20 protein-coding genes are annotated in these 22006 nt (G+C 72.5%); 11 read left to right on the top strand and 9 right to left on the bottom strand.

What is annotated here, in order from left to right; translation table 11 throughout:
- The first annotated feature begins 156 nt into the window (after nt 1–156).
- Genes ACFFR3_RS49820 through ACFFR3_RS49810 form a run of 3 tightly spaced genes read left to right on the top strand, consistent with a single transcriptional unit; the run spans nt 157 to nt 3952 of the window.
- A complete protein-coding gene (locus ACFFR3_RS49820; RefSeq protein ID WP_379485491.1) occupies nt 157–897 on the top strand; it encodes a hypothetical protein in 741 nt (246 codons plus the stop codon).
- Nucleotides 894–1802 carry a P-loop NTPase family protein gene (locus ACFFR3_RS49815; protein WP_364382690.1) on the top strand — a complete coding sequence of 303 codons (909 nt, stop codon included), beginning with the start codon at nt 894–896 and terminating at the stop codon, nt 1800–1802. The genes ACFFR3_RS49820 and ACFFR3_RS49815 overlap by 4 nt, the downstream gene beginning before the upstream one ends.
- On the top strand, nt 1799–3952 hold the full coding sequence (locus ACFFR3_RS49810) for a hypothetical protein (RefSeq protein WP_345385302.1): 2154 nt from the start codon (nt 1799–1801) through the stop codon (nt 3950–3952). The genes ACFFR3_RS49815 and ACFFR3_RS49810 overlap by 4 nt, the downstream gene beginning before the upstream one ends.
- Before the next feature lie 1115 nt (nt 3953–5067).
- Here ACFFR3_RS49810 and ACFFR3_RS49805 read toward each other — a convergent pair.
- Genes ACFFR3_RS49805 through fxsA form a run of 3 tightly spaced genes read right to left on the bottom strand, consistent with a single transcriptional unit; the run spans nt 5068 to nt 9804 of the window.
- Nucleotides 5068–5994 carry a hypothetical protein gene (locus ACFFR3_RS49805; RefSeq protein WP_345385303.1) on the bottom strand — a complete coding sequence of 309 codons (927 nt, stop codon included), beginning with the start codon at nt 5992–5994 and terminating at the stop codon, nt 5068–5070.
- A gap of 16 nt (nt 5995–6010) precedes the next feature.
- Nucleotides 6011–9571, bottom strand: a complete 3561-nt coding sequence (gene fxsT / locus ACFFR3_RS49800) for an FxSxx-COOH system tetratricopeptide repeat protein (RefSeq protein ID WP_379485490.1) — start codon at nt 9569–9571, stop codon at nt 6011–6013.
- Nucleotides 9572–9621: 50 nt separating this feature from the next.
- A complete protein-coding gene (gene fxsA / locus ACFFR3_RS49795; protein ID WP_345385306.1) occupies nt 9622–9804 on the bottom strand; it encodes an FxSxx-COOH cyclophane-containing RiPP peptide in 183 nt (60 codons plus the stop codon).
- A gap of 104 nt (nt 9805–9908) precedes the next feature.
- Between fxsA and ACFFR3_RS49790 the strand changes: the two genes are divergently transcribed.
- Together ACFFR3_RS49790 and ACFFR3_RS49785 are read left to right on the top strand one after the other, a co-directional pair.
- Nucleotides 9909–11018 carry an FxsB family cyclophane-forming radical SAM/SPASM peptide maturase gene (locus ACFFR3_RS49790; RefSeq protein WP_379485489.1) on the top strand — a complete coding sequence of 370 codons (1110 nt, stop codon included), beginning with the start codon at nt 9909–9911 and terminating at the stop codon, nt 11016–11018.
- Nucleotides 11015–12430, top strand: coding sequence for an aKG-HExxH-type peptide beta-hydroxylase (locus ACFFR3_RS49785; RefSeq protein ID WP_379485488.1), 1416 nt, complete (start codon nt 11015–11017; stop codon nt 12428–12430). The genes ACFFR3_RS49790 and ACFFR3_RS49785 overlap by 4 nt, the downstream gene beginning before the upstream one ends.
- Nucleotides 12431–12705: 275 nt before the next feature.
- Here the strand turns inward: ACFFR3_RS49785 and ACFFR3_RS49780 are convergent, their stop codons facing one another.
- The gene (locus tag ACFFR3_RS49780; RefSeq protein WP_364382672.1) at nt 12706–13281 is read right to left on the bottom strand and encodes a TetR/AcrR family transcriptional regulator; all 576 of its coding nucleotides are present in this window, start codon (nt 13279–13281) and stop codon (nt 12706–12708) included.
- 104 nt (nt 13282–13385) lie between these two features.
- Here ACFFR3_RS49780 and ACFFR3_RS49775 point away from each other — a divergent pair, with 104 nt between their 5' ends.
- From ACFFR3_RS49775 to ACFFR3_RS49765, 3 genes are all read left to right on the top strand, one after another.
- Nucleotides 13386–14870 carry an aldehyde dehydrogenase family protein gene (locus ACFFR3_RS49775; RefSeq protein WP_364382669.1) on the top strand — a complete coding sequence of 495 codons (1485 nt, stop codon included), beginning with the start codon at nt 13386–13388 and terminating at the stop codon, nt 14868–14870.
- A gap of 127 nt (nt 14871–14997) precedes the next feature.
- A complete protein-coding gene (locus ACFFR3_RS49770; protein ID WP_345385312.1) occupies nt 14998–15231 on the top strand; it encodes a hypervirulence associated TUDOR domain-containing protein in 234 nt (77 codons plus the stop codon).
- Nucleotides 15228–15557 carry a DUF3140 domain-containing protein gene (locus tag ACFFR3_RS49765; RefSeq protein ID WP_345385313.1) on the top strand — a complete coding sequence of 110 codons (330 nt, stop codon included), beginning with the start codon at nt 15228–15230 and terminating at the stop codon, nt 15555–15557. The genes ACFFR3_RS49770 and ACFFR3_RS49765 overlap by 4 nt, the downstream gene beginning before the upstream one ends.
- A gap of 75 nt (nt 15558–15632) precedes the next feature.
- Here the strand turns inward: ACFFR3_RS49765 and ACFFR3_RS49760 are convergent, their stop codons facing one another.
- From ACFFR3_RS49760 to ACFFR3_RS49745, 4 genes are all read right to left on the bottom strand, one after another.
- Nucleotides 15633–16316: an alpha/beta fold hydrolase gene (locus ACFFR3_RS49760; RefSeq protein ID WP_379485487.1), complete on the bottom strand. Its 684-nt coding sequence runs from the start codon at nt 16314–16316 to the stop codon at nt 15633–15635.
- 148 nt (nt 16317–16464) lie between these two features.
- Nucleotides 16465–16701, bottom strand: a complete 237-nt coding sequence (locus tag ACFFR3_RS49755; RefSeq protein WP_345385315.1) for a hypothetical protein — start codon at nt 16699–16701, stop codon at nt 16465–16467.
- Nucleotides 16702–16802: 101 nt separating this feature from the next.
- Complete coding sequence (locus ACFFR3_RS49750; protein ID WP_379485486.1) at nt 16803–17750, bottom strand: alpha/beta fold hydrolase; 948 nt, start codon at nt 17748–17750, stop codon at nt 16803–16805.
- Nucleotides 17751–17810: 60 nt separating this feature from the next.
- Complete coding sequence (locus tag ACFFR3_RS49745) at nt 17811–18263, bottom strand: MarR family winged helix-turn-helix transcriptional regulator (protein ID WP_345385317.1); 453 nt, start codon at nt 18261–18263, stop codon at nt 17811–17813.
- Between the two features lie 180 nt (nt 18264–18443).
- Here ACFFR3_RS49745 and ACFFR3_RS49740 point away from each other — a divergent pair, with 180 nt between their 5' ends.
- From ACFFR3_RS49740 to ACFFR3_RS49730, 3 genes are all read left to right on the top strand, one after another.
- Complete coding sequence (locus ACFFR3_RS49740; RefSeq protein WP_379485485.1) at nt 18444–19496, top strand: LLM class flavin-dependent oxidoreductase; 1053 nt, start codon at nt 18444–18446, stop codon at nt 19494–19496.
- Nucleotides 19493–20047, top strand: a complete 555-nt coding sequence (locus tag ACFFR3_RS49735; protein ID WP_379485484.1) for an NAD(P)H-dependent oxidoreductase — start codon at nt 19493–19495, stop codon at nt 20045–20047. Before ACFFR3_RS49740 ends, ACFFR3_RS49735 begins: the two co-directional genes overlap by 4 nt.
- Nucleotides 20048–20127: 80 nt before the next feature.
- A complete protein-coding gene (locus tag ACFFR3_RS49730) occupies nt 20128–21321 on the top strand; it encodes an MFS transporter (protein WP_364382647.1) in 1194 nt (397 codons plus the stop codon).
- Between the two features lie 4 nt (nt 21322–21325).
- Here ACFFR3_RS49730 and ACFFR3_RS49725 read toward each other — a convergent pair.
- A partial coding sequence (locus tag ACFFR3_RS49725) for a rhamnogalacturonan lyase family protein (protein WP_446686074.1) occupies nt 21326–22006 on the bottom strand: 681 nt, incomplete at its 5' end.

The following is a 22006-nucleotide window of genomic DNA, read 5'->3' as shown; positions in this document are numbered from 1 at the left end:
GGTGCGAAAAGTCGCGGTCACCGGCTCCTCGTCCGTATTCCGCCTTCCGGCGAGCGGGTTTCCTGTGCTGTCATATGACGAGCTTGTGACCACCGCGCACTAACGCTGGAGGGGCCGGTTATCGTGGCAATTACCGGCGAGGCGAGGAATCCTGGTATGCGACGTTTGTGGGTGTTCGGCTGGTTACTCCTCCTCGGCGCACCCATAGCACTGACCGCATGTTCGCATTCCGCCCCGCCGTTGCGCGACGACCAGATCGTCCAGTGCCTTTCCCCCTCCCGGCAGCCCGAGCTGGCCGCCGCGGCGGCGGCGCTCGACGACCGGCTGAGCGTTGCCCAGGGCCGCGTCGTCACCCCCACCGCCACCCTCGACCCGAGCCGGTGGGCGAAGGAGAACCGCGCCGCGTTCACCCGGGCCTGCCAGGCGATGACGTACGTCGCCCCGCCCAAACCGGCCGACGGCCCGTTACCGACCGTGGTGTCCATCCTGCTGCCGGTGCTGGCCGGCGGGCTGGTGGCGCTCGTCTCCACAGAGTGGCGCAACGCCTCGACGGTGGCCGTCAAGCACGCCGACGACCTGGGCGACGCCGCCGACGCCTTTCTCGTGACGGCCCGCGAATACCGGGCCTCCCGGCAGGCGGGCAGGACGCCGCAGGCCGGGCCGTACGAGGAGGCGTACGAGAAGCTCGCCGCCCAGCTCGCCAGGGTGAGCAGGTTCCGTCCCGGCTGGCGCCAGGTGCCCGAGGCCCGGCGCCTGCTCACCGAGCGGCTCACCCGCGAGCAGGCCCACGACGGCGACATCGAGCCGGCCCTGACCACCCTGTCGGAGCGGCTGGCGGGCTTCGACAGGGCACTGCGCCGGCCGTGGCGGCCCCATCCGAGGGTGCGGCGCGCATGACCAACCCCATCCATCCGCCGAGCCCCGACGGCTCCCCCTACACGGGGCCGCTGCTCTTCTTCGACGAGCGGGTGGACCACCTGCCGTTGTTCGCGTTCATCGACGGCATGCACGACCTGCTGTACGAGCGCTTCGACACCGCCGTCACCAAGGACCGGGTCGCCGCCCGCGGCCACCTGATCCTGGTGCACGGCCCGCGCGGGGTCGGCAAGAGCACGTTCATCCAGCGCTGCGCCCACCTGCTGGCCCGCGAGCGGGAGATCGAGCGGGTCTGCGTCGCCGACTACAGCCAGTCGACCGGCCACGAGGACTGCACCGAGTTCGCCGAGATGGCGCTGTGGCTGGCCCGGCAGATGACCGTACTCCTGGAGGAGGAGGAATGGACCCTCCACGAGGATGTGGAATCGCTGCGGGAGGCGACCGATGATCCGTATGTGGCGTTCGGCCGGATCAGGGACGTCCTGAACGAACGCGGCGGCGTGGCCGTCGTCCTCCTCCCGCAGCACCTGCAGCTCAAGTGGGTGCGCAACTTCCAGGAGCTGGCGCGCAGGCGGATGGTCTTCTTCGCCGAGTCCTTGACGGACGACCCCGGCAAGCTCGCCGGTCAGTTCGGCAGGCACCCCACCTGCCATACAATTTTCCTGCCGGTCGGCCTTTTGGACGGCGGGGGATGCGACATCCGCGAAATTCTGGTCAAACGTCGAGTCTCCCTGGGGGACGCGGAAATGCACGAGCTCTCCGAAGCGGTACGCCCCTTCAAGACACCCAGTCAGGCGCTCGAACAGCTGGCCCTTTTCTTCGAGGATTATGGCCATAGGGACATAACTCCCGCGAAACTCAAGGCGTTCGGCGAGAAGATCGTGATGCGCCTTCTCACCCGGCTGGAGAAAGACAAGAAGTCATGAAGGGCAGCCAAGGACCGCACGAGCCCGAGGTCCCCGTCACCTACACGCTGCGCCTTGGCGACGACGCCGACCCCACCGCGATCACCGTGGTCACCCCGGCCTTCGACAGCGCCCACCGGTTCGTCGACGGCTACCTGTCGACGGGCGGCGGCGAGCTCGGCGAGTCGGGCCGGGCCCTGGCCCTGATCGGCGACCTGGGGTCGGGCAAGACCCATCTGGCCACGTCGGTGCTGCACCGCATCGCGCGCAGCCACGAGGACGCCGTCATACTCAAGCTCGACACGCCCCACTCCGAGTTCGGCTACCTGTTCCGCAACATCCTGCTGGAGCAGTTCGGCCGCGAGCGGCTGCACGACCTGGTCATCGACTACTACGGCCGGGTGACCGCCGAGCAGATCGGCGAGGAGCAGGCGGGGCCCGAGCTGGCCGGCGAGATCAGGTCGCGGCTGCGCGACGGCACGCTCGACCCGCGCAAGGTGGTCGAGCACTTCCACCTGGCCAAGCGGGCGCTGCAGGAGGAGCTGCGCCACATGCTGCGGCACCTGACCGAGCACTCGGTGTGGGCGACGGCGCTGGCTCTCATGGTGATGGACGAGCTGACCGACGCGGTCTGGGAGTGGCTGGGCGGCGCGCCGCCCAGCCCCGAGCTGCGGGCCAGGGGCGTGCACCGCCAGCTCGTCACCTCCGCCGACGCCTACCACACGCTGTCGGTGCTGGTCTATCTCGGCGGCCGGATGCGCCGCCGCATGGTCCTGGTGATCGACGAGTTCGAGAAGCTGCTCGGGGGCGAGGGCCAGGCCAGGGAGGACGCGATCAACTCGCTCGAAGAGCTGGTCAAGGTGTTCATCGACGCCAGGGGGCTGCTGGTCTACTGCGGGCCCACCGACAGCCTGCCGCTGGTCAGCCGGGGCACGCTGCAACGCACCCGGGTCATCACGCCCTCGCCGTTCGACCGGGAGGAGGCGATCGAGCTCGTCGGCAAGCGCGGCGACGAGGTGAGCGGGCCGGTCGCCGAGGCGCTGGTCCAGATGACCGACGGCAACCCGCGCGAGATCCTCTCGCTGTTCCGGCGGGCGCAGGCGATCGTCGAGCCGACCGGCAGGCCGGTGACCACCGCCACGATCAGGGAGGCCGTCAGGCAGCGCCACGAGTTCGAGCAGTGGGAGGTGAGCACCACCGTGCGGCGCATCCTGGAGGAGAGCGGGCTCGACTTCCGCACCGGCGTGGTGCTCGCCGCCGACACCGACCCGATCGACTTCTGGGTCCGCTACGCCGACGGCCGGGCCGCGGTCGCGGTGCTCGTCACCAGGTCACTGCTCAGCGCGGGCGACGATGCCCAGCTGGAGCGCAGGGTGGCGGCGGCGCGGGCCAGTCAGGTGCCGTGCGAGCTGATCGCGGTCGTCAACGGCCACCTCACCACGTCGATGCGGGCCGGCGTGTCCAGCCTGCTCGGCCGCCAGCCTCTGCTGTTCAACGTCCAGGACTTCGGCGGGCGCTTCAGGCAGACGCTGGAGGTCGCGCTCAACCGGCTGGCCGCCTCGGCCGAGGAGAACGTCCTGGAGGGGCTGCGCCGCCGGATGGACCGGCTGAGCAGGCAGCAGAGCGCCACCCAGAACATGATCGACCAGCTCCACGAGACGGTCGCCGGGCTCAGGTCGGCCCCGCCGTCCGGCGCCGCCGAGCCCGACCTGAGCGTGCTGCCGCCGGCCGTGGCCGAGCAGTTCCAGCGGGCGGGCGCGCTCACCGAGGCCACCGGCGAGCTCGACCGGCTGCTGCACGACGTCTTCGACAACCCGGCGGGCAGCGAGCACAGCCTGCGCGCCAGGCGCCGGCTGGCCTCGCGTGACCTGATGGAGGCGGCCGGCGCGGCGATGGTGCGGCGGCTGCTGGTGCGGGCGTTCCAGGAGCGGGTGGCGCAGTTCCTGGCCGGCACGCCTGCGGGGCGGCTGAGCCCAGGCCAGGAGGAGGAGCTGCAGGCGATCTGCCGCACGTTCGAGGTGACCGTGCAGTCGCTGCCGTCGGCGCCGCTCAGCGCGGCGGCTCCCCAACGGGGTCCTGCGCATCCGCCACGGCCGGACGAACGCTCCCAGGTGCTGGACGAGCTGGGGCGTCGGGTGCTGAACGGAGTGGTCTCCGCAGTCCGCCCGTGAGCACGCGCTGCCAGCCGGTGTTGGCGGCCACGTGCAGCACGTTGACCACGAGCACGGCCGGCGCGATCACCGCCACCGCCTGCGGATAGGCCGGGGCCAGGGCAAGTGCCAGCAGGATCGCGGTGATGCCGTTCTGCTGGCCGAGCGCGAGACTCACCCGGTCGCGCACCGGCAGGCCGCGGGTGATCAGCAGGCCGCCGACCACGGCCTGCGCCGCGAACGCCGCCACGCCCAGCACCAGCGCCATGACCGGCTCGATGCCGGCGACCAGCAGCGTGCCCATCGCGAACGTGGCCAGGTAGAAGGCGCCGGTGAGCGCGCCGTCCAGCAGCCTGCCCAGCTCGGGGCGGAAGAACAGCCCGATGAGGGCCATCCCGAGGACGAGGAACTGCGCCGTGGCGACCGCCAGCAACGCGATGAGCAGCAGCAGCGAGCCGGTACGCACCATGCCGGGCCGCACCCGGTGACCGGCCCCCCAGCGCCTGGTCAGCAGGACGGCGGCCAGAACCGCGCCGGCGAAGACCAGGTTGAGCCCCAGGTTCGTCAGGTAGCCGGCGTAGCCCCCGCCCGTCGTGCCCAGCACGAGCGAGGACAGGTAGACGGTCAGCAGGGCGGTGATCGGGTCGTCGAAGGAGGCCCAGGCCAGCAGCAGGGACTTGGCGCGCGGCGACATGCGGGCCCGGCCGATCAGCGCGCCCACCGACAGCGGGTCGATCTGGGCCACCGCGAGTGCCAGCAGGATGACCGCGGGATGGCCGAAGAACAGCCACATCACGCCCGCGATCAGCGCCGTCTTCAGCAGCACGCCCACGGTGACGGCGATGACGACCGTCCTGACATCGCCGGAGGCCGACTCCTTGTCGATGCCGTGCACGCTGCCGTACAGGCCGACGCAGAGCAGCGCCGTCACGCCGTACAGGAAGATCGGGTGGCCGCTCGGGCTGCCGAGGCCCAGAGCGGCGACGGCCCAGCCGGCCAGCGCCACGCCGACGCCCTTCGCCAGCCGGTCGGCGGCAGGGTCGGTCAGCAACGGGCGCACGGCCCCTCCTCACAGCGGCTGTCAAGGACGACGATAAGCCCCTGCCGATCATCGGGCCATGAGCGGGGCCGCCACATCAGCCCGTCCCCAGCAGCTCCGACAGTCTGGCCAGCCCTTCACGCAGCCGGTTCTCGGCGACGAACACCTCCGGCTGGAACACCGTGAGCCCGACCGCGAACCCCCGGGAGCCGGGCAGCGGGTAGACGTAGATCGCGCCGGAGACGACGTCGAGGACCAGCCGCGTGATCGGCGCCTCCGACAGCTGCCGCAGCGAGTACGCCAGCTCCGGCAGGTCGGAGCGGAGCCGGGCGGCGAAGTCCTGGTACAGCTTGCGCGCGCCCTCGCCGCCCTCGGCGCCGCCGAACCAGGGCGCGAGCGCCGGGCTGTCGATGACGTCGGCCGCGCACAGGAAGCGCCAGTCGCGGTAGACGGCCACGTAGTGCAGGTCGTTGACGTCCACGAGCGAGCCGAGGCAGCTCACCAGGTCGGCGACCAGTGTGGGGTCGGCCGCCTCGCCCGCCGTCGTCCTGAGCACCGCCGGCTCGATGCCGGGCGTCTCGCGCGGGCTGCGCCGCCCGCCGGGCAGCTGGTCGGCCTGCAGGTAGACCTCGGTCCTGATGCGGCTGACGAGCCGGGCGACCTGCTCGTCCATCTCCTCGGCGGCGGCGAGGTCGCGGGTCATGCCGATGAGGAACTCCTCCTCGAAGACGTGCCCGCACTGCACGGCCGCGTCCTCGGTCATGACGAACGTCCGCATCAGCTCGCCGGTGCCGAAGTCGCGGACCAGGCCGTCGAGGCGGACGTTCTCGGTGACGAGCTGGCGGAAGGCCCGCTCGAGCGACCTGCGCTCCTCGTCGTCGCCCTCGGCGATCGTGAACACGTGGAAGCCGCGGTCGTAGAAGGCGAGCACCTCGATGTCCGGCAGGCCGGGCAGCGCCTCTTCGCAGAGCGTGACCAGTCGTTCGTGCCCGATGTGGGCGAAGGGCGAGCGAGTCGTCCTCAAGTCCGCCTCCCGCATGTCAGTTCCCGAGGATCTCGATCTCGACGGCGTGCCGGACGCCCGCCTCGGCTCCCGGGTGGCCGACCAGGCGGCGCCGGGTGTTGGTCAGGTTCTCCTGCACGGCCAGCGTGCGCGGATGCTCGGGGCCGAAGGTCCTCGACAGACAGTCCCACGCGCGTTCCTCCAGGACCAGGGCCTCGGCCGGCTCGTGCGCCACCAGCCGGCCGGCCAGCGTCACGGCGGCGGCCAGCGTGTACGGGTGCCGCGTCCCGAGCCGCCTGCGCAGCGCCTCGTGCGCCTGCCTGGCCGGCTCCAGCGCCTCGGCGTCCGCTCCCGCGGCGGCCAGGTAGGTGGCCAGGTTGACCCGGGCGGCGTGGGTGAAGGGGTGCTCGGCCTGCATGGCGGCCAGGCCGTCGGCCACGTGCCGCGCGTTGCCCGCCGCCTCCGCGTGCTCGCCGCGCGCGTGCAGGTCGGCGGCGAAGCCGGCCTGGCAGAGCAGCGCGTACAGGTGCCGGCCGCCGACCAGGGAGCGCAGCTCCTCCAGCGTCTCGCGGTCGCGGGCCAGCGCCTCGAAGGGGCGGCCGAGCATGCGTTCGGCGGCGGCGAGGCTGCTCTGCATGCGCAGCATGAGCAGGGTGCGCGGGTCGCCCTTGGCGCTCCTGCTCGCCAGCTGGTCGAGCCCGGCGCGAAGCAGGTCGTACGACTCCTGGTAGCGGCCGAGGTCGCGCAGCAGCACCCCGGCGGTCAGCGCGGTGCGCCACAGCCCGAGGTCGCTCTCGCCGAACAGCGCCCGCCGCCGGTCCATGCGCTGCCTGGCCAGCTCGTACGCCCGGTGCGGCCGGCCGTTGAGCGAGGCCGACAGCGCCAGGCTGTTGAGCACCTTGCTCGTCCACTCGTGGTCGGGGCCGAACACGCGGTGCATGCCCTCGTACGCCACCGAGTCCCAGTGGTAGGCCTCGTCGAAGTCGCCGACGGCACGCAGGTCGGCCGCGTGGACCTGGGCGGCGATGTACCGGAGCGGATGGCCGCGCCGGTCGCCGCTGAGCTCCTGGAGCGCCTGCCCGGACAGCGCGTAGGCGGTCTCGGGCCGGTCGAGCACGCGGTGGACGTTGGCCAGCTCCATGCGCAGCCGGTTGACCAGATCGGGCCTGGCCTCCGCGCCGGGCGCGGTCCAGCTGCGCAGCGCGCGGTCACCGATGGCGACCGCCTTGTCCCAGGCGCTGCGGTCGCCGAGCAGGAACAGGAAGCGGACCTGCCCGATGATCCAGCGCCTGACCATCTCCTCGCCGCACTCGATCGCGCCCGACGGGAACACGTGCCTGCCCAGCTCCAGGTACATCCCGGCGTCGGGGCCCTCGGTGTCGGCGGGCGCGTGCCTGGCCAGCAGCGCGAGCACCTGGCGGCGGCGCTCCTCGACCTGCGCGGCCGGCATGCGGGCGCGGACCAGGCTCGCGGTCACGCGGTGCACGCGCAGCCGCCCGCCGGGGCCGGGCTCGGCCCTGGCCAGGGCGTGCTCGTGCAGCAGGCGCAGCAGGGCGTCCACCATGAGGCCGTCGCCGTACTCGCCGATCAGCGCGACCGCGTAGTCGCGCGAGGCGGTGGAGTGGGCCAGGCTCAGCGGGACGCCGTCGGAGGAGACGAACGTCAGCGCCTCCAGCAGCCACGGGGCGCCCTCGCCGCCCGGCACCCCGCGCAGCAGGTCGAGCATCAGCTCCACCATGACGGCGTGCACGTCGTCGGGGCGGCCCTGCTCGCGCAGGTCGCGCCTGATCCGCTGGTAGGTGAACAGGAAGCGGTCGACAGTGATCGTCCGCAGGTCGTCGATCGTGCGGCGGGGGCGCTGCGCGCTGGTCAGCTCGCGCTCCATCCACGCCCTGGCCATGGACAGGGCCAGCGGCAGGTGTTCGACGGTGGCGGCGACCTTGGCCGCGCCGCTCTCGCTGAGCAGCTCGTCGCCCGAGGTCAGCAGCTCGACGGCGTCGGCGGCGGCGAGCTTGCCGACCTCGACGGGGCTGAAGTCGCCGGGCCAGCCGGCCGCGCGGGAGGTGACGATGACATGGCCGTACGGGCCCTGCGGGACGAGGCCGGCGATGGCGTCGGGGCGATCGGCCTCGTCGAACACCAGCAGCCAGCGGCCGGACTCGGGGCTCGCCAGGTGCTCCTTCAGCACGGTCACCGCGTCCTCGCGGGGCGGCAGGCCCAGCTCCTGGCCCAGCCTGCGCAGCCCCTCGCGGGCGGAGTAGACGTCCTCGGCGTGCAGCCAGTGCACGACGTCGTACGCGCCGCGGAAGCGGTGGGCGTACTCCAGGACCAGCGCGCTCTTGCCGCGACCTGCCGGGCCCGTGACCACGCAGCGTCCCGTGCCGTCCCACCGGGGTCCCAGCTGGGCGCGCAGCTGGGTCAGCAGCGCCTGGCGGCCGGTGAAACCCTCGTCGCGCTGCGGCAGCTCCGACAGGGCGGGGCCGCGGCCGGGGAAGCGGGCGGTGCCCGTGCCCTCGCCGCCGGCGACGTACGCGCCGCCGACCCCGAGCGCGGCCTGCAGCTCGGCGGCGGCCTCCGCCTCGTGCAGGCCACGCAGGTCCAGCTCCACCTCGCCCGCCGGTGCGGCGCCGGCGCCCTTGCCGTCGACCAGCACGCGGATCAGGCCGCGGCCCGGCAGCGGCGCGGCCCGGCCTCCCCTGCGCTGCCAGTCGAGGCCCGACGGCTCGCCCGGCGGGCCGACGACCAGCACGGCCGTGTGCGCGTCGCCGGCCAGCAGGTCGACCGGCGTGCGCGAGAGGTAGTCGGCCTTGGTGAGGCTGTCGGCCCTGACGCCCCACAGGTCGAGCTGGGCGGCGATCCACTCGGCCCACACGTCGTAGCCGGGGACGTACACGATGGAGACGTGGCGCAGTGTCGTGACCGCGCCGCCGCTCAGCAGCTCGACCAGGCGTTCGTAGGCGGCCCGCTGAGTGCCGCCCGAACCCGGCGGCTCGGTGAGGACGGCGAGGTCGTCGGAGAAGTAGGCGGCGCTGTCGTAGGGCACCTCGACGGCGATGTCCGTGCCGAAGCCGGCCGTGGCCCGCTGCCTGGCCGTGCGCAGCAGGTCCTCGCCCTCGTGGGAGACCATCGTGGGCAGCGGCACGACCGGGGTGCCGGCCGCGCGCATCTGGCGGGCCGTGGCCGCCGCCTCGTCGATGCCGTACGGGCTGAGCCAGAAGCACACCACGGCGCTGTCGCAGGACCGGATCACCGGCGACGGCTCCGCCCCTGGCCTGAGGTTGACCAGCACGTAGTCGTAGGGGGCGGCGGCGTCGATCTCCTCGCCGGTCAGCACCGCGTGCCGCACGACCTGGCCGGGCAGGTCGACGGCGATCTCCAGGCCCGACCAGTCGCCGGGGCCCGCCGTACGCGGCTCACCAGGGCGTTCCGGCAGGAAACGGCTCAGGTAATGGCGCAACGCGGGCGCCTGCGGCTCTTCATCGAGCACGAGGACGCGTTTTCCCGCCTCGGCGAGAAGAAGTGCGCAGTTGCACAGCGCCATGGTGCGGCCGAGGCCGGCCCGGGTCGAGAAAAAACCGATCACACGAGCTTTCGTCATCGTGTCCACCGCCCGCGCCTTCGCTCTATGCCGACATCGCGCCCTCGGACCTAATCCTTACCTGCGCCGGGCAGGCATGTGTCGTGGCCGAGGAAATAAGTTTCCGATGGATCGTCCGTGTCCGCCAGCAGCCTGCGCACGGCGCGGCTGAGTGCGCTGTCGGGCAGCTGCGCCACCGCTTCCAGGTCGAGGTCCGACAGGTCCGGCAGCTCTGAACGGAGAATCTCATCCACCTGTCCCCCAGGACCGAAATCGTAGTCAATTTCCGGTTACTCGGATATTATCCGTTGAGCGTTTCCCGGAGCATTGGACAGCAGTGCATTTATTTCCCGCAGCCATGCCGGAGAGTTTTCGCACATTCGTTCTCAAAGTCCACAGCCGGTGTGATCTGGCCTGCGATCACTGTTACATTTACGAATCCGCTGACCAGAGCTGGCGTGACCGTCCCCTCATGATGAGCGCCCGCACCGCCGCGGCGACGGCGGCCCGCATCGAGGAGCACGCGGCGGCCCACGGGCTGCGCTCGGTCAACGTCGTCCTGCACGGCGGGGAGCCGCTGCTGTGCGGGCCCGCCCACCTGCGCACCCTGCTCGCCACCTTCGCCGGGATGTCCGTCCGCGCCCACCTCACCGTCCAGACCAACGGGCTGCGGCTCGGGCCCGCCTTCCTCGACCTGTTCGACGAGTTCCGCGTCCGGGTCGGCGTCAGCATGGACGGCGGGCGGGCCGCCCACGACCGGCACCGCAGGACGCGTGCCGGGCGCGGCAGCTACGACCGGGTCAGGGCCGCCGTCGAGACGCTGGCCGCCCGCGAGGGGCGCTTCGCCGGGCTACTGTGCACGATCGACCTGCGCAACGACCCCGTCGAGGTGTACGAGGAGCTCATCTCTCTCCGGCCGCCCGCCGTCGACTTCCTGCTGCCGCACGGCAACTGGTCGCAGCCGCCGCCCGGACGGGTGCCCAGGGGCGGGACCCCGTACGCGGACTGGCTGATCGCCGTCTTCGACCGCTGGTACGGCGCGGTCCCGCCGGAGACCTCCGTACGCTTCCTGGAGGGGATCCTCGTGCTGCACCTGGGCGGCCGGTCGGGCACCGAGGGCATCGGGCCAGAGCCCGCGGCCGTCGTGGTCGTGGAGAGCGACGGGTCGATCGAGCAGAGCGACGCGCTCAAGTCCGCCTACCAGGGGGCCGCCGCGACCGGGCTGCACGTCGCCACCGACCCCTTCGACGCCGTCTTCGGCCTGCCCGGGGTGGCCGTCCGCCGGCCGCCTCCGTCCGCCTGCCTGGCCTGCCCGCGCGTACGGGTGTGCGGCGGCGGGCACGTCGCGCACCGCTACCGCGACGGGGCCGGCTTCGACCGGCCCAGCGTCTACTGCCCCGACCTGTACCGGCTGATCGGGCACATCGGCTCCAGGGTGACCGGCGACCTCGCCCGGCTCGGCGGATGATCCGCGGCTTCGCCCTCTCCCCCGCCGCACTCGACGACCTGGCACGCGGCGGCCCGGTCCCCGGCGACCCGGCCGCGATGGAGCGCGGCAAGAACATCCTGCTCGTGCACGCGGTCGTCGCCCGCAGCCGCGCCCTGGACCACCCAGGCGCCCCGGCCACCGCGGACGCTTACCGGCTCCTGGCCCGCATCCAGCAAGCCGCCCCTTCCGCAGCGGCGGAAGCTTTGGGCTACCCTCTGCTCGGCACCTGGGCCTCCACCACAGTGGCAGCCCTGAACCGCGGAGAAGACGCAACTCCCCAACGCCTCGCCGCCCTCGCCGCCACCGCCGCCCTCATGGCCGGCATCCCCGTAACAGCCTCCTTCACCACAAGCACGGAAATGGCCGAGCTCCCCGGCCTCGGCCGCCTCCTCCTCCCAGGAGTCCCCGCCAACGAACCGGTCACCCTGCTCATCCCCACCCCCAGCCCGCCACGCGCCGCCGCAGACTCCCCAGCCAGCCCCACCCCTCACCACCAGCCGGCGGCCGCCGCAAGCGGGCCAGCCGACCCCACCTCTCGCCACCAGCCGAGCACCATCGGCGGACCGGTCGGTCCCCCTTCCGCCTGCCTTGAGGTGGCCGGTGAGCGCTTTCCTCTCCCTCATGACCTACGCGTGACCGTGGCGGTCGGTGGGGCGCGGTGGGAAGGGGTGCGGGACGTCGGGTTTCTGCTGGATGATGTGGATCCCTGGCGGTTTCCTGGGCCGATTCAGCCGTTGGGGCGGCTCTCCGACGTCGAGGCGGAGGCTTGGGGGGCGGTGCTCGATCAAGCCCGGGGAGTGCTCAAGGCTCGGCATCCGGGGGTGGCGCGGGCGCTGGAAGGCATCACGAAGGTCGTGGTGCCGATCGCGCCGCCTGAGGCGGGCACGCGGAGTGCGACGGCGCGCACCGCGTACGGGAGTGTCGCGATGTCGTGGCCGCACGACGCGCGGTCGGCGGCGCTCACGCTGGCCCACGAGGTGCAGCACGCCAAGCTGACCATGCTGATGGACCTGTTCGACCTGGTACGTCCGGGCGCGCGGGGCCACTACTACGCGCCCTGGCGCGACGACCCGAGGCCGGCGGCGGCGCTGCTGCAGGGTGCGTACGCACACATGGGGGTGGCCGGGTTCTGGCGGGCCGAGCGCCACGTGGCAGCCGATCCCGAGGTGGCGCACAGCGAGTTCGCCCGCTGGCGGGACGCGGCGCACGAGGCCTGCCTGACCCTGCTCACCAGCGGCACGGTCACGGCGCTCGGCCGCCGCTTCGTCGAGGGCATGCTGGAGACGCTCGCGGCCTGGCGAGCGGAACGCGTCCCGGCGGAGGCGTCGGCGCTGGCCCACCGCGCCGCCACCCGCCACCGCCTCCAGTGGGCCGCCCGCCACGACACCTGACCCATCGGCCTCACCTGCTCAGAGGCGCACGTCACGACATGACGAACGCCGACCGGCAGGAGACGCGGGCCTCGGCTCACGTGCGAGCCGGCGGGAGAGCGCTGAGGCAATCAGCGGCCGGCCAGGGGCGGCGGGCGGTGCGGGTCAGGACCTCCCGGCGCATGCAAAGGCACGGCAGGCAGCGCGGGTCAGGGCCTCCCGATGGGGGGTGAAGGCGCGGCGGGCAGTGCGAATCAGGGCCCCAGCGGAGGCGAAGGCGCGGCGGGCGGTGCTGGTCAGGGCCTCTTGGTGGGGGTGAAGGCGCGGTGGACGGCGGCGGCGAGGGCGGCGCGGCGGCGGTTGTGTTCCGCCTCGGGGTCGTCTTCTGTCGCGGTGTAGATGATGCCGGCCGGCGACCAGGTCATGGCCAGGGCGATGACCATGGCGTGCACGTCGGCGGGGTCGAACGCGGGATCGATGTGGCCGGCGGCCTGGGCCTCGGCGATGGCGCCGGCCTTGGGCACCTCATCGGCCGCGGAGAACAGGTAGCCGGTGGGGGTGCGTTCGAGCCTGGCCCAGGTGGCCAGGCGGACGAGCTGCGGCCGGTCGAGGTAGGCGTCGTAGAGCCGGACGGCGTAGCCGGGCAGGTCGTCGGGGGTCAGCGGCGCGACGTCGAGCACGCCCTGGACCTGGTCGGCCAGGACGGCGTCGAACAGGTCCTCCTTGCTGCCGTACTTGGCGTACATGACGGCCTTGCTGACCTTGGCCTCGGCGGCGATGCGATCGACGCGGGCGCCCGCGATGCCGTAGGCGGCGAACTCGGCGGCGGCGGCGTCGAGGAGGCGCCGCCTGCTGGCCTCTCCTCTCCCCATGCGGGCGATTCTAGAACGAACTGGTTCGTTTGCGCGAACCGCCCGGATGGGGTTACGGTCGGTCGCATCAGAACAAACTAGTTCGTTTTGGAGAGACAACCCTGATGACTGCTCCCCTCACCCTGAGCCCCTCCGAGCGTCCCGCGCCCGCCTTCCTCGGCGACGGCACCCCCAAGCGGCTGCTGATCGGCGGCGCCTGGGTGCCCGCGCGGTCGGGCGAGACGTTCGAGACCCGCGACCCGGCCACCGGTCAGGTGCTGGCCGACGTGTCCGCCGCCGGCCCCGACGACGTCGCCGCCGCCGTGGCCGCCGCCCGCCGCGCCTTCGAGGCGCCCTCGTGGGCGGACATCACCCCGTACGAGCGCAGCAAAGTGCTGCTGCGCATCGCCGACGTGATCGAGACGCACACCGAGGAGCTGGCCGTGCTCGACTCGCTCGACATGGGCGGGCCGCTGTGGCTGACGCGCTGGATGGTGGAGCACGCGGTGGAGGTGTTCCGCCACTACGCGGGCTGGCCGACGAAGATCTACGGGCGGTCCGGGCCGTCGGACCCCTCGACCCTCGCCTACACCGTCCGCCAGCCGCTCGGCGTGGTCGCCGCCATCACCGCGTGGAACGGCCCGATCCTGCAGCTCGCCTGGAAGCTGGCCCCCGCGCTGGCGACCGGCAACACGGTCGTCGCCAAGCCCGCCGCCTGGTCGCCGCTGTCCGCGCTGCGCGTCGGCGAGCTGCTGGCGGAGACCGGGCTGCCGGCCGGCGTGGTGAACATCGTCACCGGCGGCGCCCCGACGGGCGAGGCCATGACCGGCCACCCGGACGTCGACAAGATCTCCTTCACCGGCTCGCTCGCCGTGGGCCGGCGCATCCTGGAGGTCTCCAGCAGGGACCTCAAGCGCGTCACGCTAGAGCTGGGGGGCAAGTCGCCGACCATCGTCTTCGACGACGCCGACCTGGAGGCGGCGGCGAAGGGCGCGGTGGCGGGGTTCGCGCAGGGCAGCGGCCAGGGCTGCGTGGCGGGCAGCCGCATCTTCGTGCAGGAGCCGGTCCGTGAGCGGTTCCGGGAGCTGCTCGTACGGGAGATGCGCTCGTACGCGCTGGGCGACCCGTTCCATCCCGGGACCAAGGCCGGGCCGCTCGCCACGCGGGAGCACTTCGACCGGGTGGCGGCGTACCTGGACGTGGCCAGGGAGGAGGGCGGCGTCCTGCACACCGCCGGCGAGCTCGGCCATGGCCTCTACATGCCGCCCACGCTGGTGGAGCAGGCCGGTCCCGGCGCCCGCGTCGTACGGGAGGAGATCTTCGGCCCCGTCGCGGCGCTGCTGACCTTCACCGACCTCGACGACGCCGTCGCCCAGGGCAACGACACGATCTACGGCCTGTCGGCGTCGGTGTGGACCAGGGACCTCGGCCGCGCCCACCGCGCCGCCGCCCGCCTGCGCGCCGGCACCGTGTGGATCAACACCTTCGGCGAGATGAGCGCGGGGAGCCTGCCGTTCGGCGGGTTCAAGCAGTCGGGGCTGGGCCGCGAGCACGGCCTCGAAGTCCTGGACGCCTACACCGAGACCAAGACCGTCATGGTCCGGCTCTGAGTCCGGCCCTGAGCCCGGCCCCCGAGCCCGGCCCCCGAGTCCGGTTCTGAGGGGGCTTGACCTCGCCATGGCGGTATCCGTGCCCGCCGTGGGGCCTGCGCAGGTCTGGCCGGGTAGGGCGCAGCTCATGACGAAGAAGCGGAAGCAGGAGCCGTCCGTCGGCGACGAGGTCACCTGGAAGAGCCACGGCTCCACCGCCCACGGCAAGGTCGAGAAGAAGGTCACCGGCAGGCAGGAGGAGGCGGGCCGCACGGTCGCCGCCTCGCCCGATGAGCCCCAGTACGTCGTCCGCAGCGAGAAGAGCGGCAAGAAGGCGGTGCACAAGCCGTCGGCGCTGCGCAAGGGCAAGGGGTCGCGGTGAGCGAGGATCACGAGACGGTCGCCAAGGAGTTCGGCGAGGCGGTGAACATGACCGCCAAGGAGCTGGAGCACTGGCTGGACAGCGACGACTCCAAGGCGGTCGGGCAGAAGGACGGTGGCGGCGAGTCCACCGGCCACGAGTCGGGCCGGCGGATCGTCCAGCTGCTGCGCGCCAAGAAGTCCGACCTGACGGATGACGACTTCGCGCACATGCGCAAGGTGGTCGGCTACGTCCACCGGCACCTGGCGCAGCGGCCCTCGGGTGACGTCAAGGAGACCAAGTGGCGCTACTCGCTGATGAACTGGGGGCACGACCCGCTCAAGTGACGCCCACCGAACGAGCCGGCTCGCCACGACCCGCTCAAGTGCGCGCACCCAGCGACCCGGCTCGCCACGACCCGCTCAAGTGGCGCTCACCGGGCGAGCCGGCTCGCCACTGACCTGGGCCAGGTAGTCGGCCAGCTCGCGTGGGCGGGAGACCATCACCATGTGGCCGCCGGGCAGCTCGTCGGGCACGATGCCGAGCCGTTCCTTGACGTGCCGGCGGACGAAGTCGGGGGTGAAGAGGCGGTCGTCGCGGCAGAGCGCGTACCGGGTGGGGACGTCCGGCCAGGCGGGCAGCGGCCACGGCGCGCCGGTGGCCCGGTCCATGCTGAGGTCGCCGGCCGCCGCCGCGTCCTCGGCGGTCACCCGGTCGGCCAGGTCGCGCGGGACGTCGTTCCAGAACAGCTCGTACTCGTCGTCGGTGCCGGACGCGGGCCGGCCGCTGCGCTCCCACCAGTCCTCTGGCGACTCCCCCGGGCTCGGGATCATGGCGGTGACCAGCACCAGCGCGGCCACTTCGAGGCGGGCGCAGACCAGGGGCCCCACGAAGCCGCCCCACGAGTGCGCCACCACGACCAGTGGCCGCCGCTCACCGACCGCCTCGACGACGGCGTCGGCGTAGGTCCACAGGTCCGCCTCTGGGTCGGACATGGGCAGGGTGACGGCGACGGTGTCGTGGCCGCGGGCGCGCAGCTCGGGTTCGAGCAGGTGCCAGTCGTACGCGCTGCCACCGCCGCCGTGGATGAGAGCGAAAGTCGTCATACCCGTACGGACCGGCGACGCCCCGGAAACTCATCGGCCGTGCTGAAGCGTGACCGAGAAGCACGCATGGGGCCGCCGAGCGTGACCTCCTGCTCGCGGCGCCGGCATGAGGACGCCCCCGGGCGCGGCCGGGGGCGTCTGCGGAATGTCAGGCGACCAGGCGTTTGCGGAGCAGTTCCTTGGCCTGCTCCGCGCCCTTGTGGCTCTCGGCCTGGGCGCGGCGGAAGAAGCCGGCCAGCTCGTCGTCGCCCGTACGCTCGGCGTCGGCGATGTAGTTCTCCAGCCGCAGCACGTTGCTCAGGCACTGCTCGACGAACCAGATGAGGTTGTAGTCCTTGTCCTGGGTGCCGGTGACCTTGCCGGTCTCCTGGCCTGACGGATTCATGTGTCTCCTCCTAGCCTTCGGACGGTCGGGTCCCCCTCGTGGACCGGCGGCGTGGCCGGTCGCCTCCGTCCTCCTGCCCGGCAGGCGCGTGTTATGCCCTCTCAGCGCCTCCGTGTGGTGAAGTCCAGCAGGAGGGCGGCGGTGCGCTGGGGGTCCTCCAGGATGGGGGTGTGTCCGAGGCCGGGCAGCAGCTCGACCGTCGCGCCCGGCACCTTCCGGTAGTCGGCGGCGGAGGACGAGCGCCATCTGCCGTCGTCCGCGCCGAACAGCACCAGCAGCGGTTCGCCGAGGCTCGCCAGCCTTTCGGGCAGTGCGCGTTGCCGCAGGTACTCCGTGGTCTCCCGCATCGTCGTGGTGAGGGTGTGGAAGGTCATCAGGCGGACCTCGTCCACGAGCTCCTGGGGCACCTCGAAGCCGGGACGGCTGAACGCGGTGCGGCCGAAGCGGAGGATCTGCTCGTCCTCGGGTGGCCACCGCGCCGGATCCAGGGGCAGCGGTTCCTGCGGGATGTACGCCTCCAGGCTCGGCCCCGTGTTGATGAGCGCGAGCGCGTCCACCAGGCCGGGCCGCAGCTCGGCGAGGGCGGTGGCCACCACGCCGCCGCTGGAGTGGCCGGCCACGACGGCGTGCTCTATGCCGAGCCGGTCGAGTGCCTCGCCGACGCGGCGGGCCTGGTCGGGTGTCGCGTAACTGCGGTCGTCCGGCTTGCCCGACCTGCCGTGTCCGAGCAGGTCGATCCTGATGACGTGGTGCCGCCCCGCCAGCAGCGGGACCATCGCGTCCCACGAGCGGAGCGAGGAGGCCGAGCCGTGGACGAGCAGGAGCGCGGGCGCGTCGCGCGGTCCGTCCTGGCGGACGTGGATGTCCCCGTCGTCCAGCGACAGCGTGCGGCTCCCGGTGGTGCCGGCGTCCTGTGACGGCGCATGTCCCTCGCCGGAGTCGTCTTGTGACGGCGCATGTCTCTCGCTGGATCCGGCGTCCTGTGACGGCGTACATCTCTCGGTGGGGCCCGCGCCCTGCACGCGCGGCCCGCTGTCGGAAACAGTCATGCCGTCACGGTGTCGCCGGCCGGGTGGCGGCGTATTGGACGAATGTTCCCCCCGTCGGCGTCACCGGGCGTCGTCCGGCGGGGTGAGGCGGGTCCAGATGGCGGCGAGGGTTTCGAGGTCGTCGTCGTCGAGCCGGTCGAAGAAGAGCCGGCGCAGGTCGCTGTGCTGGCGGCGCCACGCCTTGCGCGTCAGGGCGCGGCCCTCCTTGGTCAGGTAGACCTCGAAGCCGCGCCCGTCGTCGGCCGAGCGCCGCCGCTCGATGAGGCCGCGCCGCTCCAGCCGGTCGGCGAGCCGGGTGAATCCGCCGCTCGACATCAGCCGCTGCTGCGCCAGCTCCGACATGCGCATGCCCTTGCGGCCCGCCTCGCCGAGCAGCGCGAGCACGCTGTATTCGGCCATGCTCACCCCGAGGGGCGCGAGCCCGGCCTCGATCTCGCGCCAGATGCGGTCGTGGGTGACCAGGAACCCGCGCCACGCCGAGTCCTCGAGCTCTGACAGCCTCTCCGTCGCCATGGGCAGCACCGTATCGGCCCGCGTGCGGCCGCGCCAGCCGCACTTGCCTGCCTGCACAGCAAAGCTCAACCAAGGAGCCTCACCACCGGCCCAAGCGACCACCAGCGGAATCACCCGGAATAATTGCTTGCGCAAGCAGATTAGAGCACAATGACCGAACCCAGAGACTAGGAGAACGACATGTCGTTCGAGATCGGCATCATGACGTTCGGCGAGCTGACGGAGGACCCCGCGACGGGGCGGCTCCCCTCCCCCAGGCAGCGCGTCCGCGAGACGATCGAGCAGGCGCAGCTCGCCGACCAGGTGGGCCTCGACGTCTTCGGCGTGGGCGAGCACCACAGGTCCGACTTCGTCGGCTCGGCGCCGTCGATCCTGCTGGCCGCCGCCGCCGAGCGCACCGAGCGGATCCGGCTGACCAGCGCGGTCACCGTGCTCAGCTCGGAGGACCCGGTACGCGTGTGGGAGCAGTTCGCCACCATCGACCTGCTGTCGGCCGGGCGGGCGGAGATCATCGCGGGGCGCGGCTCGTACACGGAGTCGTTCCCGCTGTTCGGCTACGACCTGAACGACTACGCGGAGCTGTTCCGCGAGAAGCTCGGCCTGCTGCTCGCCATCCGCGACCGCAACCCGCTCACGTGGCGGGGCCGCTTCCGTCCGCCCCTGTACGAGGCGGACGTCGCGCCGCGCGCCGACGGCGGCACGATCCCGATCTGGGTGGGGGTCGGCGGGTCACCGGCGTCGGCGATCAGCACCGGCAGGCTCGGCCTGCCGATGGCGCTGGCCCTGCTGCTCGGGCCGATGACGACGCACGAGGAGACCGTACGGCTCTACCGGGCCGCCGCGGCGGAGGCCGGCCACGACGCCGCCGCGATGCCCGTCAGCATCAACGCCCACGGGTACGTCGGCCGCACCAGCCAGGCCGCCCGCGACACCATGTACCCCTACTTCGCCAGGGGCATGCTGGACAACAACCACCAGCGCGGGGCCGGTTTCCCGCTGTCGAGGCCGGTGTTCGACGCGCAGGCGACGCCCGCGGCCGGGCTGCTGGTCGGCAGCGCGCAGGAGGTCGCCGACAAGCTGCTCGCCTACCACGAGCTGTACGGGGTGACGCGGGCCATCATCCAGATGGGCTTCGGCGGCATGCCGCAGAAGGAGCACCTGGCCGCCATCGAACGCCTCGGCACCGAGGTGGCTCCCCTGGTGCGCCGCGAGGTGGAGAGGAGCGCGGCATGACCTTGCGCGTCGTGGTGGTCAACGGCAGCCCGAACGAGCCGTCCAAGACGATGGGGCTGGTGGACGTCGTCCTCGCCACGCTGGACGGCATGATGCCGATCGAGGTGGCGCGGATCGACGTCTACCGGCTCGGCCCCGGCTTCACCGGCGCGGTCGAGCGCGACGACGTCACGCCGGAGGTCGAGTCCGAACTGCGGCTGGCCGAGGAGGCCGACCTGCTGGTGGCGGCGGCGCCGGTGTTCAGGGGCTCGTACCCGGGGATGTTCAAGCACTTCTTCGACCTCGTGGAGCAGTACGCGCTGGCCGGCAAGCCGGTGCTGCTGGCCGCGACGGGCGGCGGCGAGCACCACGCGCTCATGCTGGAGCACGCGCTGCGCCCGCTGTTCGGCTTCTTCCAGGCGCTGACCGTCCCGGTGGCGATCTTCGCCTCGGCCGGCGACTTCGACGGCACACTCCTCCTCAACCCGCGCGTCCACGGACGCGTCGAGCTCGCCCTGGCGGACGTGGCGGACCTGCTGCGGGCCCGCGCGACGAGTCCGGCGCCCTCCTGACCACCCCGCCCGAATTGTCCAAAGAGATCACCCTTAGCATGCAGGGGTATCCCCGGCCACGGACAGGAGACCCCCGCTGTATGGACCTCGCCACCCGCCGGCGCCGGCAGGCCCTCTTCCTGCTCTTCTTCCTCCCCGGCATCGCCCTGTCGTCGTGGGTGACCCGCACCCCCGACATCCGTGACCGGCTGGAGGCCTCCACCGGCGAGATGGGGTGGATCCTGTTCGGGCTCTCGCTGGGCTCGATGGCGGGCATCCTCTGCTCGGGGCGGCTCACCTCCCGCTTCGGCACCCGCCCGGTCATCGCGGTGGGCACCGCCCTGCTCGTCGCCGCGCTGGCCATGCTGAGCGGCGGCACCCTCCTGTCGTCGGTGCCGCTGGTGGTGGCGGGGCTGTTCACGTTCGGGATGGGAGTGGGCGCCGGCGAGGTCGCGGTGAACGTCGATGCCACCGACATCGAGCGCGCCACCGGCCGGACCACCATGCCCATGCTGCACGGCTGCTTCAGCCTGGGCACGGTGGCCGGCGCCGGGGCCGGCATCGCGGCCACCGCCGCCCGGCTGCCGGTGCACTGGCACCTGGCCGCCGTCACGGTGATCGCCGTCGTGCTGATGCTGTACGCCGTCCGCGCCATCCCCGCCGGCACCGGCCGCGCCGCCGCGCAGGACGGCGGGCCCCGCGAGCGGCCGAAGCTGTGGAAGGACGCGAAGCTCCTCATGATCGGCGCGATCGTGCTCGCGATGGCGCTGGCCGAGGGCGCGGCCAACGACTGGCTGCCGCTGCTCATGGTGGACGGGCACGGCGTGGACGCCGCGTCCGGGTCGCTCGTCTACACGGGGTTCGCCGCCGCGATGACGATCGGCCGGTTCTGCGGCACGTACGTCCTCGACCGGTTCGGCCGCACCCTCGTGGTCCGCGCGAGCGCCGTGTCGGGTGCGGTCGGCCTGCTGCTGGTGATCTTCTCCGACAGCGCCGTGCTGGCCGGGGCGGCGGTGCTGTTCTGGGGGCTCGGCGCGTCACTCGGCTTCCCCGTCGCGCTGTCGGCGGCGGGCGAGACCGGGCCCGACGAGACCGCCCGCGTCAGCCTGGTCGCCACCATCGGCTACGTGGCCTTCCTCGTCGGACCGCCCGGTCTCGGCTTCCTCGGGGATCACTGGGGGCTGCGGCCGGCGATGCTGGTCGTGCTCGCGTTCGTCGCCTGTGCCGCCTTCCTCGCCTCCGCCGTCGACACCCGCCGCACCACCCCTGCTGCGGTGGGCGGCGAGGCGTCGTAGCGGCTCAGCGTACGTACACGTCGGGCCTGGGCGGGGTGCTCATGCCGGCGCCGATGAAGAAGCTCGGGTGCGGCGGCTGGTTGTAGGCGGTGTTCTGCCAGGCCAGCGCCACCCGGTACTGCGGGTCGTGCAGCAGCGTGTGGATCTTGGTGGCGGTGGCGTGCGGGGTGGCGTAGATGCGCAGGGCGCGGTCGTCGCTCGTCGGCCAGATGACCTCTTCGCGCCAGTCGCCCAGGATGTCGCCCGACAGGGACGGGGTGGCCTTGGTGCCGTTGTTGGAGTGCACGCCTGAGGCCGTGAGCAGGCGGGTGTCGCCGCCGGTTCCGTACTTGTCGATGCGGGTCTGGTCCAGCAGTTCTCTCACCGGGTCGGCGTCCCACCAGGCCAGGAAGTTCGCCGAGGACGGCTTGCGGCCGACGTTGCCGCCGGTGACGCCGCGCAGGTTCGACTCTGCCGCCGACCAGAACTCGCCCGCCCCGCTCGCCGCCGAGATGTCGCCGGCCACTCCCCGGCCGTTGTCGTTGCCCGAGGCGGTGGACCAGAGGATGCCGCCGTTGCGCGGGTTGATGTAGAGGGAGCCGGGCTGGGAGGTGGACTCGCTGACCTTGAAGTATTCGAGGCCCGGCCTGGCGGGGTCGAAGTCGCCGAGGTGCTGGGCGTCGCCGTGGCCGGTGCGGGTGGACCA

The sequence above is a fragment of the Nonomuraea salmonea genome (genome assembly GCF_042428605.1).
Classification (GTDB): domain Bacteria; phylum Actinomycetota; class Actinomycetes; order Streptosporangiales; family Streptosporangiaceae; genus Nonomuraea; species Nonomuraea salmonea.
The sequence above is the reverse complement of the archived record's forward strand: the minus strand, read 5'-3'. Positions and strand labels throughout refer to the sequence as shown.

Excerpts from the sequence above, each read along its gene's own strand:
- ACFFR3_RS49820 (WP_379485491.1), top strand. The coding sequence starts at position 157 with ATGCGACGTTTGTGGGTGTTCGGCTGGTTACTCCTCCTCGGCGCACCC.
- ACFFR3_RS49815 (WP_364382690.1), top strand. The coding sequence starts at position 894 with ATGACCAACCCCATCCATCCGCCGAGCCCCGACGGCTCCCCCTACACG.
- ACFFR3_RS49810 (WP_345385302.1), top strand. The coding sequence starts at position 1,799 with ATGAAGGGCAGCCAAGGACCGCACGAGCCCGAGGTCCCCGTCACCTAC.
- fxsT (WP_379485490.1), bottom strand. The coding sequence starts at position 9,571 with ATGACGAAAGCTCGTGTGATCGGTTTTTTCTCGACCCGGGCCGGCCTC.
- ACFFR3_RS49790 (WP_379485489.1), top strand. The coding sequence starts at position 9,909 with ATGCCGGAGAGTTTTCGCACATTCGTTCTCAAAGTCCACAGCCGGTGT.
- ACFFR3_RS49785 (WP_379485488.1), top strand. The coding sequence starts at position 11,015 with ATGATCCGCGGCTTCGCCCTCTCCCCCGCCGCACTCGACGACCTGGCA.
- ACFFR3_RS49780 (WP_364382672.1), bottom strand. The coding sequence starts at position 13,281 with ATGGGGAGAGGAGAGGCCAGCAGGCGGCGCCTCCTCGACGCCGCCGCC.
- ACFFR3_RS49775 (WP_364382669.1), top strand. The coding sequence starts at position 13,386 with ATGACTGCTCCCCTCACCCTGAGCCCCTCCGAGCGTCCCGCGCCCGCC.
- ACFFR3_RS49770 (WP_345385312.1), top strand. The coding sequence starts at position 14,998 with ATGACGAAGAAGCGGAAGCAGGAGCCGTCCGTCGGCGACGAGGTCACC.
- ACFFR3_RS49760 (WP_379485487.1), bottom strand. The coding sequence starts at position 16,316 with ATGACGACTTTCGCTCTCATCCACGGCGGCGGTGGCAGCGCGTACGAC.
- ACFFR3_RS49755 (WP_345385315.1), bottom strand. The coding sequence starts at position 16,701 with ATGAATCCGTCAGGCCAGGAGACCGGCAAGGTCACCGGCACCCAGGAC.
- ACFFR3_RS49750 (WP_379485486.1), bottom strand. The coding sequence starts at position 17,750 with ATGACTGTTTCCGACAGCGGGCCGCGCGTGCAGGGCGCGGGCCCCACC.
- ACFFR3_RS49745 (WP_345385317.1), bottom strand. The coding sequence starts at position 18,263 with ATGGCGACGGAGAGGCTGTCAGAGCTCGAGGACTCGGCGTGGCGCGGG.
- ACFFR3_RS49740 (WP_379485485.1), top strand. The coding sequence starts at position 18,444 with ATGTCGTTCGAGATCGGCATCATGACGTTCGGCGAGCTGACGGAGGAC.
- ACFFR3_RS49735 (WP_379485484.1), top strand. The coding sequence starts at position 19,493 with ATGACCTTGCGCGTCGTGGTGGTCAACGGCAGCCCGAACGAGCCGTCC.
- ACFFR3_RS49730 (WP_364382647.1), top strand. The coding sequence starts at position 20,128 with ATGGACCTCGCCACCCGCCGGCGCCGGCAGGCCCTCTTCCTGCTCTTC.